General features: G+C 69.8%; 12 protein-coding genes. 5 read left to right on the plus strand and 7 right to left on the minus strand.

All coding sequences use genetic code 11. From position 1 onward, the window contains the following. The first annotated feature begins 21 nt into the window (after positions 1 to 21). Positions 22 to 237, plus strand: coding sequence for a hypothetical protein (locus ACFQ9R_RS12300; protein ID WP_378990522.1), 216 nt, complete (start codon positions 22 to 24; stop codon positions 235 to 237). A gap of 98 nt (positions 238 to 335) precedes the next feature. Here the strand turns inward: ACFQ9R_RS12300 and sigJ are convergent, their stop codons facing one another. Continuing rightward, positions 336 to 1,235, minus strand: coding sequence for an RNA polymerase sigma factor SigJ (sigJ, locus tag ACFQ9R_RS12305; RefSeq protein ID WP_378990523.1), 900 nt, complete (start codon positions 1,233 to 1,235; stop codon positions 336 to 338). Positions 1,236 to 1,447: 212 nt separating this feature from the next. Here sigJ and ACFQ9R_RS12310 point away from each other — a divergent pair, with 212 nt between their 5' ends. Further along, positions 1,448 to 2,032, plus strand: a complete 585-nt coding sequence (locus ACFQ9R_RS12310) for a GNAT family N-acetyltransferase (RefSeq protein ID WP_378990525.1) — start codon at positions 1,448 to 1,450, stop codon at positions 2,030 to 2,032. Between the two features lie 92 nt (positions 2,033 to 2,124). Here ACFQ9R_RS12310 and ACFQ9R_RS12315 read toward each other — a convergent pair whose 3' ends face one another. Then, positions 2,125 to 4,755 (minus strand): ATP-dependent RNA helicase, encoded by a 2,631-nt coding sequence (locus ACFQ9R_RS12315; RefSeq protein WP_378990527.1) that lies wholly within the window; start codon positions 4,753 to 4,755, stop codon positions 2,125 to 2,127. A gap of 61 nt (positions 4,756 to 4,816) precedes the next feature. On the opposite strand from ACFQ9R_RS12315, the gene ACFQ9R_RS12320 reads away from it, so the two are divergent. Next, a complete protein-coding gene (locus tag ACFQ9R_RS12320) occupies positions 4,817 to 5,434 on the plus strand; it encodes a LysE family translocator (RefSeq protein WP_378990528.1) in 618 nt (205 codons plus the stop codon). 52 nt (positions 5,435 to 5,486) lie between these two features. Here ACFQ9R_RS12320 and ACFQ9R_RS12325 read toward each other — a convergent pair whose 3' ends face one another. Then, a complete protein-coding gene (locus ACFQ9R_RS12325) occupies positions 5,487 to 6,575 on the minus strand; it encodes a 3-deoxy-7-phosphoheptulonate synthase (protein ID WP_378990529.1) in 1,089 nt (362 codons plus the stop codon). 313 nt (positions 6,576 to 6,888) lie between these two features. On the opposite strand from ACFQ9R_RS12325, the gene ACFQ9R_RS12330 reads away from it, so the two are divergent. Continuing rightward, the gene (locus ACFQ9R_RS12330) at positions 6,889 to 7,698 is read left to right on the plus strand and encodes an NAD(P)H-binding protein (RefSeq protein WP_378990530.1); all 810 of its coding nucleotides are present in this window, start codon (positions 6,889 to 6,891) and stop codon (positions 7,696 to 7,698) included. On the opposite strand, the gene ACFQ9R_RS12335 is transcribed toward ACFQ9R_RS12330, so the two are convergent. The 3 genes from ACFQ9R_RS12335 to ACFQ9R_RS12345 all read right to left on the minus strand — a co-directional run bounded on the left by ACFQ9R_RS12335 (position 7,699) and on the right by ACFQ9R_RS12345 (position 13,023). Then, positions 7,699 to 8,169 carry a carboxymuconolactone decarboxylase family protein gene (locus tag ACFQ9R_RS12335; RefSeq protein ID WP_378990531.1) on the minus strand — a complete coding sequence of 157 codons (471 nt, stop codon included), beginning with the start codon at positions 8,167 to 8,169 and terminating at the stop codon, positions 7,699 to 7,701. It lies immediately after the preceding gene. Between the two features lie 86 nt (positions 8,170 to 8,255). Beyond that, complete coding sequence (locus ACFQ9R_RS12340) at positions 8,256 to 9,119, minus strand: oxidoreductase (RefSeq protein ID WP_378990532.1); 864 nt, start codon at positions 9,117 to 9,119, stop codon at positions 8,256 to 8,258. Between the two features lie 82 nt (positions 9,120 to 9,201). Further along, positions 9,202 to 13,023, minus strand: coding sequence for an amino acid adenylation domain-containing protein (locus ACFQ9R_RS12345; RefSeq protein WP_378990533.1), 3,822 nt, complete (start codon positions 13,021 to 13,023; stop codon positions 9,202 to 9,204). 153 nt (positions 13,024 to 13,176) lie between these two features. On the opposite strand from ACFQ9R_RS12345, the gene ACFQ9R_RS12350 reads away from it, so the two are divergent. Further along, complete coding sequence (locus ACFQ9R_RS12350; RefSeq protein ID WP_378990534.1) at positions 13,177 to 14,814, plus strand: (2,3-dihydroxybenzoyl)adenylate synthase; 1,638 nt, start codon at positions 13,177 to 13,179, stop codon at positions 14,812 to 14,814. 55 nt (positions 14,815 to 14,869) lie between these two features. On the opposite strand, the gene ACFQ9R_RS12355 is transcribed toward ACFQ9R_RS12350, so the two are convergent. Next, positions 14,870 to 16,165, minus strand: coding sequence for a salicylate synthase (locus ACFQ9R_RS12355; protein ID WP_378990535.1), 1,296 nt, complete (start codon positions 16,163 to 16,165; stop codon positions 14,870 to 14,872). Between the last annotated feature and the right edge of the window lie 201 nt (positions 16,166 to 16,366).

The raw sequence follows: 16,366 nt of genomic DNA on the forward strand, positions 1-16,366 counted from the left end.
GGTATATCGAAAGGGGCTCGCATGGCCTCACCTCTGCTCGACTTCATCCTGCAACCGGCTGCGTCGGAGGTAGCCGGTTCGGCGTGGCAATTCATCCACGATCACCTCGTCGCCAGTCCGATCGTCGATTGGTTCACCGGTTCGGCGACGCCGGACAACAACATGGGTTCCTCGACGGGGGACTTCAACCTCGGATCGTCGACCGGCGATCACAACTGGGGCTCCACCTACCCGTAGAACGTCCGCGATGCACGCTGGTCCGCATCGCTACGCCGATCAGCTCAGCGCTGTGAAGTGAACCGCTGACCTCGCAGGGCCTCGACGGTGCTGTGGGGTCAGCGGAGGCGGGCGCCCGACAGTTTCGCCACGTTGGCGAAATCGTAAGTCGCCCAGATCTTTCCGTCTCGCACTGCGAAGGCGAGGACGCGCACGGGTCGTCCGAACGGCGAGTTCGGGTCGGTGATCACCAGCCCCGATTGCCCGTTCACCGTGGCGGCGCCCAATTCCAGCCCGGATTCTTCCTGATGCCTGCGCCAGAGGCCGAGCGCCAGTCGGGCGACCTTCTCCTGTCCGGCAACGATATTCAGCGCGGTCTTGGTGGTGCCGCCCGCGTCGGCGGTGAATGTCGTGTCCGGATGCAGCGTGGCGGCTACCGCGGCGACATCACCGGTGGCCAGTGCGGCGAGGAACCGCCGCACCGCCTGATCGTGCACATCGTCGGCGACCGGTTCCGGCGCTCTGGCCACCGCCCGGCGCGCGCGGACCGCCAATTGTCTTGCGGCATCGGCGGAGACGCCGAGGATCTCGGCGATCTCGTCGAAGGGCACCGACAATCCCTCGTGGAGCACCAGCGCCACCCGCTGCTGCGGCGTCAACGCGTCGAGCACCACCATCGCCGCCATCCGGCTGTCCTGATCGCGCACCACCACGTCCAGGGGATCGGGAGTGCGTGACGACGAGGCCGCCGAGACGATCGGTTCCGGAAGCCACTGCCCCACGTAGGTTTCGCGGCGCACGGCGGCGCTTCGCAAGTGGTCGAGGCAGATTCGGCTGACCACGGTCGTCAGCCAGGCGCGCAGATCGTCGATCTCGGACTGGTGCACGCCGGCCATCCGCAGCCAGCTCTCCTGCACCGCGTCCTCGGCATCGCCGACACTTCCGGTGAGCCGGTAGGCGACCGAAAGCAAGTGCGGTCGATGCGATTCGAACAGGTCGGCGAGAAACGGGGAAAACATCGAGTCAGATCCTACGGAGTACCCACTCGCGCTCCGCCCCACGGGTCGGCGCCGGTGATTTCGCACACGATTTCCCCGGTGGGAAGTTCGTGCCCGGCTTCATCGCGCGCGTCGCACCTGCCGGTGAGGTGCGGCGGGTCGCCGACCGGCTCGACGCGGGCGGGCCGTGAAAATCCGGCGAGATTCTCGGCGTCGACTGTCAGGATGGCCGGATGTACGAGCACACGCTCACCGACGGAACCGTCTGGCTCACCCGCCCGACCGGGGCCGATATCGACCGCATCGTCGAGTGCTGTCAGGACCCTGATGTGCAGCGCTGGACCACGGTCCCCGTCCCGTATCACCGCTGCGATACCGAGGAATTCCTCGACCGGGTCGTGGCCCCCGGCTGGGCGGACAACGCGCCGGTCTGGGCGATCCGCACCGCCGAGGACGGCCGGGTCGAGGGCATGGTCGGCCTGCATACGCGCGGGCCCGGCACCTGTGAGATCGGCTTCTGGCTCACCCCAGCGCACCGTGGCCGCGGGCTGATGTCGCGGACGATCAACCTGGTCTGCGACTTCGGTTTCGACGCCGACGGTCTCGCCCTCGACCGGATCACGTGGCGCGCGATCGTGGGCAACGTCGCCTCGGCCGCCGCCGTCCGCCGCAACGGCTTCCACTACGAGGGGATGGCTCGATCGGGCGGGGTGCAGCGCGGAGCGCGGGTCGACGAATGGGTCGCGGCGCGCCTGCCCACCGACCCCGCCGTGCCGGTCGACGGGTGGCCCACCGAGGCCGGTGCCGACGGCCGATAACGCGCGGTTCGACCGGTTCGCCGACACCCTGCCCACCGCGCAACTCACCGAACGCCGCCGGCTACCAACCGCCCGAGCCCTGTGGTGAACGGTCAGTTCGAGCGGTCGGTGACTCGGCGAGCCGTTCCCCGGTGAGCGGAGATCGTGGTGGGGTCTTCGGGCCAAGCGTGTTTGGGGTAGCGGCCGCGAAGGTCGGCGCGGACCTGTGGCCAGCCGTTTTTCCAGAAGGAGGCCAGGTCGGCGGTGACGGCGACGGGGCGCTGAGCTGGGGACAGCAGGTGCAGCAGGATGGGGGCTCGGCCGTCGGCGAGGGTGGGCGGGTCGGTCCAGCCGAAGATCTCCTGGACCTTGACCGCGAGGATCGGCTGATCCGCGGAGTAGTCGAGACGAACGCGGCTGCCGGAGGGGACTTCCAGGCGTTCGGGGGCCAGTTCGTCCAGGCGGGTGGCGGCGGGCCACGGGAGCAGGCGGCGCAGCGCGGTGCCCGCGTCGAGGCGGGCGAGGTCGGCACGGCGGCGGGCGGTGGACAATTCGGGGCCGAGCCAGACGTCGAGGTCGGCGAGGAGTGCGCCGTCGTCGACGGCGGGCCACGGCGCGCCGAGGGCGCGGTGCAGGAAGTCGAGACGCTGACGCAGACCGCGCGCGTCCTCGCTCCAGCGCAGCAGGCCCAATCCTTCGGCCTGAATCCCCTGCCGCACAGCCTGTTCCACCAGCGCCTGCTCGGGCTGACGTATTGGCTTCTCCGACAGGATGATCGCGCCCAATCGCTCCACCCGCCGGGCCACCACATCACCGCCGTCCCACCGCACCTCATCGGCCACGACCACCAACCCCGGCGCGGCTTCCCGAGCGAGATCCTCATCGGCGACGGCCGCCAGCCGGATTCGGCCTTCGGCCCGCCCGGGATCACGATCGGCCACCGCCACCGCCAGCCACTCCGCCGCCGCCAGCCCCGACCCCGGCGGCAGCGTCACCGCGGTACCGCCCGCCATGAGAAAGGTGGACGACCCGCTCGCCCGCCGTCGAGCCAACCGCTCCGGCTGCGCCAGCGCGATCAACAGCGCCGCGACCTCCGTTCCGGAGTCACCATCACCCGGTCGATCGGCCACCGAGCCCGAGTTCGATACCTCTGACGAGGCATCGACCCGCGCCCCGCCGGAGCTCGACCCCGCGCGCCGACCTGCCCCACGCGAGCCGTCAGCCTGTGTGCCGCCGGCAAGCGGTTGGCGGGTCTCGTCGCCGGATGACGTGTTCGTGACGAGTCGAGTCAGGCGCTGAACTTCGCGGGTCCAGCGGGGTGGGCGTCCCCTGCGGAGGGTACGCAGGGCTGCCGCCGCGTCGGCGGTGTCGGCGAGGGAGTCGTCGTCCATCAGCACGACCATTTCCGCGGCGGCTTTCGCACCGACTCGGGCGGCGCCGTCGAGGAGCGCGCGGGCGAGGCGGGGGTGAAGGCCGAGCTCGGCCATGGCCTTGCCGCGCGCAGTGATGTGGTCGGCATCATCGAGGGCGCCGAGGGCGCGCAGGACGGCGCGGGCGGCCGCGAGGCCACCTTCGGGCGGGGCGTCCCACCAGGCGAGGCCGGCGCCGTCGGGGGTGCCCCAGCAGGCCAATTCCAGTGCGAGACGGGTGAGTTCGGCGGTCCGGATCTCGGGTTCGGGATAGGCGGGCAGGGTTTGGTGTTCGTATTCGGGCCAGCAACGCCACGCGTGGCCGGGTGCTTCGCGGCCGGCGCGGCCCGCGCGCTGCTCGGCCACGGCAGCCGAGACACGCACTGTCGCAAGACCGGAAAGGCCGCGCCGGTGATCGACACGGGAGACGCGGGACAGGCCCGAATCGACGACAGCCCGCACGCCGGGAACGGTGAGGCTGGATTCGGCTACGGCAGTGGACAAGACCACTCGCCGCCGCGCTCCCGGCCGGAGCGCGAGGTCCTGGGCCGCGCCCGCGAGTCTGCCGTGCAGCGGGACTACGTCGACCCCGTCGAGCTCGCGCAAGAGCCCTGCCGTGCGGTTGATCTCGCCGACACCGGGCAGGAAGACGAGCACATCTCCGTCGATGGTGGCCAGCGCCGTGCGGGTAGCCCGCGCGACCTGCGCTTCGATCCGCTCGCGGGGCAGGACGGGCAGGTAGTCCACCTCGACCGGATAGGTCCGCCCGTGTACTTCCAGAACCGGGGCACGCGAATCTCCGGGCCCGGTCTCCCCGGTGCCGAGCAGCTGTGCCAGACGATCCGCGGCCACTGTCGCCGACGTTGCCAGCACCCGCAGATCCGGCCGCAACCCCGACCGCGCGTCGAGCAGCAGCGCCAACAGCAGATCGGCGTCCAGATGCCGCTCGTGACATTCGTCGAGCACCACCGTGGCGACCCCCACCAACTCCGGGTCGCTCTGCAACCGTCGCACCAACAACCCCGAGGTCACCACTTCGATCCGCGTCCGCGCGCCGACCTTCCGATCCCCGCGGACCGCGTACCCCACGGTCTCTCCCACCCGCTCCCCCAGCAATGCCGCCATCCGCGCCGCGGCCGCCCGTGCCGCCAACCGTCGCGGCTCGGCCACCACGATCTTCCCCGCCGACCCGGCCGCCAGCGCCAACGGCACCAATGTGGTCTTGCCGGTGCCGGGCGGCGCGACCAGCACCGCGACACCGCGCTCGGCCAGCGTCGACGTGATCCGGTCCAGCGCCGGTCGCACCGGAAGGTCAGGCAGTTCGGGAAGCTTCATCACCGACCAGTCTGCCGGAAAGGTATTTCCCGATCCGCGATCGCTGGTTACCCTGCGGGAGATGAGCATCGAGTTCGCGTTGACCACGCTCGTCATCGTCGCCACGCCCGGTACCGGCGTTCTGTTCACCCTGGCGGCGGGGCTTTCCCGAGGGACGAGGGCGAGCGTGATCGCTGCCTTCGGGTGCACGTTGGGGATCGTTCCGCACATGATCGCGGCGGTCACGGGGCTGGCCGCGCTGTTGAACACCAGCGCGGTCGCGTTCCAGACCTTGAAGTACCTGGGTGTCGCGTATCTGCTGTACATGGCGTGGAATACGTTGCGGGACAAGGGCGCACTGGCGATTCCGGAGCAGCGCACTGCGGTGGAGCCCTCGGCGCGGCAGGTCGTCACCTCGGCGGTGTTGCTCAATATCCTGAACCCGAAGCTGACGATCTTCTTCTTCGCGTTCCTGCCGCAGTTCGTGCCGACCGGCGCACCGAACGCGCTGGGCCGCATGCTCGAGCTCAGCGGACTGTTCATGCTGGCCACGTTCGTGGTGTTCGCGGGCTACGGGGCAGTCGCCGCCGCGATGCGCACCTATGTGCTGTCGCGACCGGTGGTGGTCCGGTGGATGCGGCGGGTGTTCGGTGTCTCCTTCGTCGCCCTCGCGGGACGCCTCGCGGTACAGAACCAGTAGACACAGCAGTGCGGGCCCCGGAATCCGAGGCCCGCACTGTCGGTCGACGGTATTACCCGCGGCGCGTGGCCACCGCGTCGGCCAAACGGTCGAGCTGGGTAGCGGTGGTGTTCCAGTCGATGCACGCGTCGGTGATGGACTGGCCGTAGGTCAGGTCGGCGGCCTTGCCGAGGGTCAGGTCCTGGCGACCCGCGACGAGGAACGACTCCAGCATCACGCCGACCACGCCCTGCTCGCCCGCGGCGATCCGGTCGGCGATGTCGGTGACGACGTCGACCTGCTTGTTGTGGTCCTTGTTGCTGTTGCCGTGGCTGGCGTCGACGACCAGGCGCTGGGCCAGCGACGACTTCTCCAGGCGCAGCTTGGCCTCGGCGCAGGACGCGGCGTCGAAGTTGGTGCCGTTGCTGCCGCCGCGCAGGATGACGTGGCAGTCGGGGTTGCCCGAGGTGCGGATCAGCGCGGAGCGGCCGTCGAGGTCGGTGCCGGGGAAGACGTGGCTGGCGGCGGCGGCGCGCACACCGTCGACCGCGACCTGCACGTCACCGTCGGTGCCGTTCTTGATGCCGACCGGCATCGACAGCGCCGAGGACAGCTGCCGGTGCACCTGGCTGGCGGCGGTGCGGGCACCGATCGCGCCGTAGGAGACCAGGTCGGCGATGTACTGCGGAGTGATCGGGTCGAGGAACTCACACGCGACCGGCAGGCCGAGGGCGGTGATGTCGACGAGCACCTTGCGGCCGATGCCGAGGCCGGTGTTCACGTCGAACGAGCCGTCCAGGTGGGGATCGTTGATCAGCCCCTTCCAGCCCAGCGTGGTGCGCGGCTTCTCGAAGTACACGCGCATCACGATGTGCAGCCGGTCGCTCAGCTCGGCGGCCTTCTCGGCCAGCTTGCGGGCGTATTCCAGCGCGGCGGCGGGGTCGTGCACCGAACACGGGCCGACGATCACCATGAGGCGGTCGTCGTCGCCGTTGAGCACGTCGACGGTGGCCTTGCGGCCCGAACGGACGGTGTCGGCGAGGGCGTCGGTGATCTGGTGGACCATGCGGACCTCGGCGGGCGAGCGCAGAGGGCTCACGCTGAGGGTGCGCTGGTCGTCGAGATCAGAATGCCGCGAGTCGACATCGGCTGCGGTGGTCATGAGATGTGGGTCCTTTTCGTTAAGAGGCCGACCCACGGAAATCGCTACCGTCGAGCCGGGCGTTATCCGGCTCGAGGTGGAGGAAGTCAGCGCGCAGGGTCGCAGACCGGCCCACCCAGGGCCGGATAGCTAAACCAGAAATATGCGCGCTGCATGCCGTGGACTGTACCACCGGTAAAACGCCGAAAGGTGAGCCATGGTTGCCCGACGTGTGGACCATCACATCGCGCCCCTCCGCCGAACCGGCGCGAAGCCCTTGACCTCTACCTTGCTCGAGCTTCTAGCGTCGGTGGTCGAGGAAAGGAAAACGACTGTGACAACACTGGTTACGGGCGCGACCGGCAACACCGGCCGCCAGGTGGTGCGGGAACTCGTCAGCCGTGGCGAGAAGGTCAGGGCGGTGACCCGCGACGCCGACGCCGCACGCGCACTCCTCGGCCCGGAGGTGGAACTGTTCACCGGGACCCACAACGTGCCGTCGACGCTCGACGATGCGTGGCACGGCGTCGACCGATTGCATGTGACGGTGACCAACGGTCTCGCCGACGTGGGGGCCGAGCTGATCGGCAAGGCCATCGACGCCGGCGTGCGCCGCATCACCGTCGTCTGGGGTGGCGGGGTCGGCCCGGTCGAGCAGGCGATCGCGGAGTCCGGCGTGGAGTGGACGCGGCTCGAGCCGCAGGAGTTCATGTCGAACACGCTGACCTGGCTCGAGCCGATCCGGACCGACGGCGTGGTGCGGGAGCCGTACGCCCATCCGAGCGCGCTGGTGCACGAAGCCGATATCGGCGCGGTGGCCGCCGTCGCACTGCTGGAAGACGGGCACGCGGGCCGCGCGTATAACCTCACCGGCCCCCAGGCGCTCACACCGCCGGAGCGGCTCGCGATTCTGGGGCACGCGGCGGACCGCGAGATCGCCTTCGCCACGATCACCCATCGGCAAGCGGTCGAACGGCTGATTGCGACCGGGGTCTCGCAGGCCGACGCCGATTATGTGATCGGCTGGTACGCCGAGTCGAGTCCTGAGTCGTACACGGTCGACCCGACGGTGGAACAGGTACTCGGCCGACCCGCGCGCACCTTCGCGCAGTGGGCGGCCGAGCACGGGCACCGGTTCGCTTGATCAGCTCCACTGACCGGGGACGTAGTCACCGGCCGGGGTGTGGGCGATGGCGTTGAGCCGGTTCCAGGCGTTGATCATCGCGATGGCGGCGATCAGACCCGCGATCTGGTCGTCGTCGTAGTGCTTGCGGACCTGGGCGAAGGTGTCGTCGGAGACGTGGCCGCCGTCGGCGGTGCGGGTCGCTTCCTCGGTGAGGGCGAGGGCGGCCCGCTCCGCCTCGGTGAAGACATTGGTCTCCCGCCAGGCGGCGACCAGGTTGATCCGCACCGCGGTCTCGCCCGCGTGGGCGGCGTCCTTGGTGTGCATGTCGACGCAGTAGCTGCAGCCGTTGATCTGCGAAGCCCGGATCTTCACCAGTTCATAGGTGGCCTTGGGCAGCGGTGAATCGTCGATGACCTTGCCCGCCATGACCATTCGCTTGCTGAAGCTCGCGGTGATGGCGTTGCCGTAGAGGTTGAAGCGCGCTTCCATGATGACTCCTTCGTCGTGGGGTTCACAGAGACGACGAGGCAGCCGCGCACGGTGTGACATCGGCGCGTGTGACGCCGATCACCGAATCAGATCAGGCCGCAGAGCTTCTCGGAGAGCTCCCACAGTTCGGAGGCGACCGTGCGATCCTTCGCCGAGCGCGCACTGCCCGCGAGGGCAGGGTTGCCGCGCAGCCCGAGGAAGCCGTCGGGGCCGTAGAACGCGCCGGGCGTTACATCGGCGGTGGCGGCGAACAGCGTGGGCAGCGCACCCTCTTGCGCAGTGGGAGCGAGCGTGCGGTTACCCAGCCACATGATCGCGTCCTGGATGGACTCGGTGTGGGACATGAGTTCGGTCGCGGCGTAACCGGGATGCGCGGCCACCGAGATCACCGCGGCGCCCTCACCGGCCAGGCGGCGCTGCAACTCGAAGGCGAACATCAGATTGGCCAGCTTGGACTGGCCGTACGCGAGCCAGCGGTCGTAGCGGCGCTGCTCCCAGTTGGGATCGGCCAGATCGATCCTGCCGATACGGTGCGCGACGCTCGACACCGTCACCACCCGATCGGTGAGGCGATCCAGCAACAGGTTGGTGAGCGCGAAGTGGCCGAGATGGTTGGTGCCGAACTGCATTTCGAAACCGTCGGCGGTACGACGCAACGGCAGAGCCATGACACCGGCGTTGTTGATCAGCACGTCCACGCGCTCGATCGAATCGGCGAAGGCGCGCACCGAGTTCAGGTTCGCCAGGTCGAGCTCACGGACTTCGGTCGCACCGCGCAGCCCCGCGGCCACCCGCTCGGCCTTGGCGGTATCGCGACAGGCCAGGATCACGCGCGCACCCGCCTCGGACAGCGCCCGCGCGGTGGCGGCGCCCAGACCGCTGTTGGCACCGGTGACGATAATCGTGCGGCCGGTCTGGTCCGGCAGGTTCGCGGTAGTCCACTTGCTCACTGGTGAAAGTCTAACGACGCTGGGGAAATGCGCGAATCGGCAAGGGCCGGTGCGGGGTTCGCCCCAGCGTCACGTGTCGGCATCAGGACTGCGCGAGGATCTCGTCGTCGGTCATCGCGGCGACTTCCAGATACATGCCGGCGACCGCGTCCAGCCTGCCGGCGGCACCGGATTCCGCTTCCCGCCGCGACATCCGTGCCGCGAGACCTTCGATGGTGCGGGCGGTGAACAGGTCGGCGACGATGGTGTCGGGGGCATCGAGCCATTCGCGGATGCGGGCCACCGCGGTGGTGGCGAGCACCGAATCGCCGCCGAGGGCGAAGAAGTCGTCGGTGACACCGATCTGGTCGGTGACCAGCACCTCGGCGACGACCGCGGCGAGCGCGCGCTCGAGATCGGTGCGCGGCGCCACGAATTCCTCGGTGCCCTCGCCCTTGTCGAGGACCGCGCGGATGGCCTTGCGGTCCGGCTTGGCGTTCGAGGTGAGCGGCAGCTCGGCCAGCAGTTCGAGCCGGGTCGGCACCATGTAGACCGGGACCAGCTCGGCGGTCGCGGCGAGCACCGTGTCGACGTCGAGGACCGTGCCCGGGGTCGGCACCACCAGCGCGACCAGTTTCGGGGCGGCCGTTCCGACCACCGCGGCGACCGCGTGGCGAACACCGGGCACGGCGCGCAGTGCGCTCTCCACCTCACCCAGCTCCACCCGGTAGCCCCGGATCTTCACCTGGTGGTCGGCGCGGCCGAGGAACTCCAGGCCGCCGTCGGGCAGGTAGCGGGCCAGGTCGCCGGTGCGGTACCAGCGCAGACCCTCGTGGGTGACGAAACGGTCGGCGGTGCGATCCGGGTCGCCGCGATAACCCGTGGCCACACCGTCCCCACCGATCCACAGCTCGCCGCTGACCCAATCGGGGCAGTCGTTGCCCGCCGGGCCGACGACGCGGCACTGCACGTTGCGCAACGGAGTGCCGTAGGGGACGGCGGTCCATTCGACGGGAACCCGCGCGTCGACGACCTCGCAGATGGTGGAGTGGATCGCGGTTTCGGTGGCGCCGCCGAGACCGGCGAAACGACTGTTCGGGGCCACTGCGGACAGACGTGCGGGGAGGGCGACGTCAACCCAGTCACCGCCGAGGATCACCGCGCGAAGTGAGGTGAGGGGCCCGGACGGCGTGGTGGTAGTGGATCCGGTGCCCGGGTCGAGCTGCGACGCCGGGGCGGCGGTGAGCAGCATGTCGAGCAGGCTCGGTACACAGTTGAGCAGCGAAATCTGGTGGCGGCGAGCGAGTTCGACCCATACGGCGGGATCGGTGCGCTGCGCGTCGTCGACGGTGACCACCGCGCCACCTGCGGCGAGCAGACCGAAGATGTCGTAGACGGAGAGGTCGAATTCGAGCGCCGAGAGGGCCAGCGCCCGGTCGGCCGGGCCGAGGTCGAAGCGCTCGTTGAGGTCGTCGATCGTGTTCATCGCGGCGCGATGCGGCACCTCGACGCCCTTGGGCTTGCCGGTGGAGCCGGACGTGAACAGCACGTAGGCGGTGTTCTCCGGATCGCCGAAGACGGGGCGCGCCAACGGTTCCGCGTGCGTGCGAGCCTCGGCGAGGTCGATCGCGCGGGCGTCGGGAATCCGCGCACCGCCGACCGTGAGCACGGCGACAGCGTCTGCGGTGCTGAGTATTTCGGCGCGACGAGCGGCGGGCTGATCGAACCCGATCGGCACGTACACCGCACCCGCCGCGAGCACCCCGAGCACCGCGACGACCTGGTCGGGGCCCTTCGGCAGCTGTACCGCGACCGAATCACCGGGCGTCACACCGGCTTCCCGCAACGCACCGGCCACCGCCAGCGCGTCGGCGGCCAGCTCGCCATAGGTCAGCTGCCCGGTCGGCTCCCACAGCACGGCGGGCGCGGACGGATTCGTGGCCGCGTTCGCGAAGAACCCGGTGTGCAGCAGCCCGCCGCTCACCGGCCCCGCGGTGGCGTTCACACGGGCCCGAGTAGCGGCCTGCTCCACCGGAATCCGTACACCGGCCTCGGCCTGCCACCCCGCTCCCCCGGCGAATCGCGTACGCCCGGCCGACACCGCGGCAGCGTCCGCGGGCACCACCGGCGAGGTCTCCTCGGCCCCAGCGGGCTCGACTGCTGTCGGCTGCGCACCGCCGGACTCCGACGAATCGGCCGATGCCTCGGCGAGTTCGGAAGGCCGGCCGCCGAGACGTTCGATCGCTTCGATGTAGCGGGCGAACATAGCGTCGACGACGCCGGCGGGGAAGGCGGATTCGCGAATGTCCCAGTTCAGCAGCAGACCGCCGCGGACCTCGGTGATCTGGGCGTCGAGGAGGACCTGTGGGCCCTGGGAGATGATCCAGACGGGGTCGCCGAAGGTGTCGGTGACGGTGTCGGGGAAGAGTTCGCCGAGGTTGAGGGCACTGGTGTAGACGATGGGAGCCAGGACCGGTTCCCCGCGATGACGGCCGAGGTCGCGCAGGACCTCCAGGCCGGAGTACGCGGAGTGCGCGCCTGCCTCGTGCAGGCGTTGCTGCAGGGCGCGGGCACGGTCGGCGACGGTGGCGGGCGCGGTGACATCGACTTCCAGCAGGACCGAGGAGGTGAAGTCGCCGACGACACCGTCGACCTGCGGGTGCACCGGTTCACGGTGGAACAGTGGCAGATTCAGCAGGAAGCGGCGCTGGGCCGACCAGCCGCCGATGGTTTCGGCGAACACCGAGGCCAGGGCCATCGCCGGGGTGATGCCGCGGGCGTGGGCGGCGTCGAAGACCTGCGCTTTGGCCTGGGGGGAGAGCCAGCGGTGCAGGCGGATCGTGCGGTTGGGATCCGAGATGTGCTGGGCCGACGGCAGTTCCGGCGCACCCGGCAGCTCGCTCAGGCGATCCTGCCACCAGGCGCGGTCGCGGGCCCGCTCGTCGGCGAGGGCGCGCGCACCCTGCCCCTGGCCCGCGGCCGCGCCGGGCTGCTGTGCGGCGGCGTTGTCCGAACCGTGGGTCGCGGCGCTGTCGCGCCGGTGCTCGGCCAGGTACTGGCGGAAGGTGTAGTCCTGCGGCGGAAGCTGTTCGCCGTGGTAGAGCCGGGCGAGGTCGGTGATGAGGATGCGGTAGCTCATTGCGTCGGCGGCGAGCATGTCGACATCGAGGTGCAGGCGGGTGCGGCCGTCGGCGAGGCGCGTCAGCGCGATATCGATCACCTGGCCGTCTTCCACCGCCATCCGCTGATGCGTCCGCGCGCTGCGCAACTGCGCCAGCCGCTGCTCGGCTTCGTCGGCGGAGGCCTCGCGCAGATCGGTCACGCCGAACACGGCGCGGCCGGGCCGGTCGAGAGTCTGCTGGGTGCCGTCGGGCAGGAACCTGGTGCGCAGCATGGGATGACGAGACAGCAGTTGCTCGACCGCCTGCTCGAGCCGCTCGGGATACACGTCGGCGCCGTCGAATTCGACGTAGAGATGTGCCGCCACACCGCCGAGTTCCTGCGCGTCGGAGCGCCCGATCCAGTACGCGTGCTGCATCGGCGCGAGCGCGAACGGCGTGCCGTCGTCGGGAACGATCTGGGGTTCGCTCGCGGACGTGTCGAGCTCGCGGGCGGATTCCCCGGTGGCCGGTTCGACGGCGTCCGGCATGCCGCCACTTGCCGCGAGGTTCTCGGGGTCCGCCCCGTTGAGCAGGGCGTGCCAGGCGTCGACCGTGGGGTGGGCGGCCAGCAGGGCGAAGTTCACGGCGATGCCGCGCTTGCGCCAGGCGCCCGCGAGCTTCATGGTGCGGATGGAGTCGAGGCCGAGCTGGATCAGGTCGTCGGCCTCGGCGACGGCCTCGGGGGTGATGTCGAGATGGCGGGCGATCGCGGCACGGATCTCGGCGCGGTCGATCCCGGCGCCGCCTGCGGGTGCTGTCTCCATCTGCCGATCACTCCTTGCTCGCCGCCCAGCCGGGACGGATTCGGTACTGCCCGGCGGCAGCCTACTCCATTGAGATAGGGTTGCCTAACCTATGCAGCATTCTATGCGGTCGGACCCGCGGCACCAGCCGCCGAGAATTCAGTGAGGCAGTACGTGACGTCGACATCGGCAACCGGCCACCACGAGGGCTACGTCCCCTTTCCCGAAGCCGCCGCGCAGGAGTACCGGGCCGCGGGCTATTGGACCGGGCGAACGCTCGGCGACCTCCTCCGCGACACCGCACGGACCCAGCCACAGCGACCCGCGGTGCTCAGCGACGCCGGTGCGCAGACCTACGCCGAACTCGATGCCGCCGCCGATCGGATGGCGCACGGCTTGCTGGCCCTCGGCATCGCTCCCGGTGACCGCGTGATCGTGCAGCTGCCGAACATCCCCGAGTTCGCGACGGCCCTGTTCGGTGTGCTGCGCGCGGGGATCATCCCCGTCCTCACCCTGCCCGCGCACCGCCGCGCCGAGATCGAGCACCTGGCCGCGCTGTCCGAAGCGGTCGCCTACCTCATCCCCGACCACCTCGGCGACTTCGACTACCGCGAGCTGGCCACCACCGTGCAGCAAGCGGTGCCGAGCCTGCGCCACGTACTGGTAGCAGGAGATCCTGACAACGGGGACGGCACGGCATCCGGATTCGTCGCGCTGGATTCGGTTGCTCGCGACGGTGATTCGCTGCCCGAGATCGATCCGTCCGACATCGCGGTGATGCTGGTCTCCGGCGGCACCACCGGCTTGCCGAAGCTGATCGCGCGCACCCACGACGACTACGTCTACAACGCGACCGCCAGCGCGCAGGTCTGCGAGCTCACCCCCGACGACGTCTACCTCACGACACTGCCCGCGGCGCACAACTTTCCGCTGGCCTGCCCCGGCATCCTCGGCACCGTCGCGACCGGCGGCGCCATCGCCTTCACCCTCGACCCCAGCCCCGAGGCCGCCTTCGCCGCGATCGAGAAGCACCGGGTGAGCGTCACCGGCGTCGTGCCGCCGCTGGCCCAATTGTGGAGTGCGGCCGTGGATTGGGAAGACGCCGACCTGAGCTCGTTGCGCTTGCTCCAGGTGGGCGGCGCGCGACTGGCCGAGGTGAACGCCCGCGATGTCGAGCCCGCACTGGGCTGCACCCTGCAGCAGGTGTTCGGGATGGCCGAGGGGCTGCTCAACTACACCCGTCTCGACGATGACAAAGAGCTGGTGTACACCACCCAGGGCCGCCCGCTCTCCCCCGCCGACGAACTGCGCGTCGTCGACGCCGACGGCAACGACGTCGCCCAGGGCGAAGAGGGCGAACTGCTCACCCGTGGTCCCTACACGCTGCGCGGGTATTACCGTGCGCCCGAGCACAACGCGCGCGCCTTCACTCCCGACGGCTTCTACCGCAGCGGCGACCTCGTCCGCCGACTGCCCAGCGGCCACCTCGTCGTGAGCGGCCGGATCAAGGACGTGATCAACCGCGGTGGCGAGAACATCTCCTGCGATGAGCTCGAGGAGCACCTGCTCGCCCACCCCGCCGTCCGCCATGCCGCCGCGGTCGGCCTGCCCGACGCCTCGCTGGGCGAAAAGGCCTGCGTGGTCCTGGTAGTCACCGGCGAGCTACCCGCCCTCGGGGAGATCAAGTCCTTCCTCACCGAACGCGGCCTGGCCACCTACAAGCTCCCCGACCTGGTCCGGCAGGCGGACGCCCTGCCGATCACCGCGGTCGGCAAGATCGACAAGAAGGCGCTGCGAGCCCTGCACGGCTGATACGCGAAACGGCGGCCCACCCCGCGAAGGGTGGGCCGCCGTTCGGCTCCGAGGATCAGGCTTTGTAAGCCTTGACCACGTAAGGCGCGACGCTGCCCAGCTTCTCGCAGGTCTCCTCGAACTCACGCTCGGGGCGCGACTGCCCCACGATTCCGGCACCGGCGCGCAACCACGCACCCTCACCGGTCTGGTAGATCGCCCGCAGTACCAGCGTCGCCTCGAGCGCGCCGGTCGGCGAAACACAGACCACCGCACCGGAATACAGCCCACGCGGGTCGTGATCGTTGCGGAACACCGAGTCGACGCCCGCGCGCTTGGGGATACCGGAGGCGGTCACCGACGGGAACAGCACCTCGAGCGCGTCCCACGCGGTGCGGTCGGCGGCCAGGGTGCCACGCACGGTGGACGCCAGGTGCTGCACGCTGCCGCGCTCGCGCACGGCCATGAAATCGGAGACCGCCGACGTGCCCGGCACGGCCACCTCCGCGATCTCGGCGAAGGAGGTCTGCACCGAGATCGCGTGCTCCACGATCTCCTTCGGGTCCGCGAGCAGGTCGGCGCGGGCGGCATCATCGGCTTCGGCACCGAGCCCGAATGCCCGCGTACCCGCCAGCGGTTCGGTGGTGACGATGCGATCGTCGTCGACCGAGGCCACCAACTCGGGGCTGAACCCGGCCGCTTCGAGCCCGCCCAGCCGCAGCAGGAACGAGCGGGCGGGCGTGTTGCTGGCCCGGCCGAGGCGATAGGTCGCCGGCACGTCCACCGGGAACGGCAGCTCGACCTTGCGCGACAGAATCACCTTCTGATAGCTGCCGGAACGGATTTCGGCGACCGCCGTGGCCACGCGCTGTTCGTAGTTCGTCGAGTCGGATCGCACGTCGACCGGCGTCGGCACCGGCAGGTCTACGCCCTGCGAGCCGGCGATCAGATCGTGGATGTCGCACGCCTCGCTCGGGGTGGCGCCGCTGATCCGCACGCCGGTGGCGTCGACCCGCACCTCGATTCGCGGAATCATCAGGTGCGCCAGCGAGGTGAGCGGATTGAGATAGTGCGTCGCCGACAGCGAGTAGGCGCAGAATTCGAAGCCGATCCAGCCGTAGGCATTGCGGCCGTCGAGCGGCAGGTCGGCCAGCGCGGTATCGATGGCGGTGGCCGGGCTGCCGGTCCAGGCGCGAGCGGTGGTCTCACCACCCCAGACAGTGCGCAGCTCACCGGCGTCGAGCTCTACGCTGCCGAGCGGATCGGCGGCAAACACCCACACACCGGGCTGTTCGTACATCACGTACTCACCGAATCGATCAGAGACGGCCAGACGTGACATCGCTGCCGCCGGGTCGGTCACATACTCCACCCGTACGGGTTGTTCCGTCGACGACAACGATCCTCCAAGGTAAAGCTGACCTAACTTTGCTTGGTTAGGTTAGCATTACCTCGCCGTTTGACCAGACCCGTGTTGGGTATTCTTCGCCACTTCCGTTCCACCGAGCAAACCGCCGGCACTGTCGCACCCCACCGGACATCCCCCGCTGTTCGCGCGTCGCGCAACGCGCTG

This window comes from Nocardia sp. NPDC056541 (assembly GCF_042794235.1).
Lineage (GTDB): Bacteria > Actinomycetota > Actinomycetes > Mycobacteriales > Mycobacteriaceae > Nocardia.

What these genes read in the sequence shown, in the direction of transcription:
- ACFQ9R_RS12300 (WP_378990522.1), top strand. Translation starts at nt 22, where the DNA reads ATGGCCTCACCTCTGCTCGACTTCATCCTGCAACCGGCTGCGTCGGAG.
- sigJ (WP_378990523.1), bottom strand. Translation starts at nt 1,235, where the DNA reads ATGTTTTCCCCGTTTCTCGCCGACCTGTTCGAATCGCATCGACCGCAC.
- ACFQ9R_RS12310 (WP_378990525.1), top strand. Translation starts at nt 1,448, where the DNA reads ATGTACGAGCACACGCTCACCGACGGAACCGTCTGGCTCACCCGCCCG.
- ACFQ9R_RS12315 (WP_378990527.1), bottom strand. Translation starts at nt 4,755, where the DNA reads ATGAAGCTTCCCGAACTGCCTGACCTTCCGGTGCGACCGGCGCTGGAC.
- ACFQ9R_RS12320 (WP_378990528.1), top strand. Translation starts at nt 4,817, where the DNA reads ATGAGCATCGAGTTCGCGTTGACCACGCTCGTCATCGTCGCCACGCCC.
- ACFQ9R_RS12325 (WP_378990529.1), bottom strand. Translation starts at nt 6,575, where the DNA reads ATGACCACCGCAGCCGATGTCGACTCGCGGCATTCTGATCTCGACGAC.
- ACFQ9R_RS12335 (WP_378990531.1), bottom strand. Translation starts at nt 8,169, where the DNA reads ATGGAAGCGCGCTTCAACCTCTACGGCAACGCCATCACCGCGAGCTTC.
- ACFQ9R_RS12345 (WP_378990533.1), bottom strand. Translation starts at nt 13,023, where the DNA reads ATGGAGACAGCACCCGCAGGCGGCGCCGGGATCGACCGCGCCGAGATC.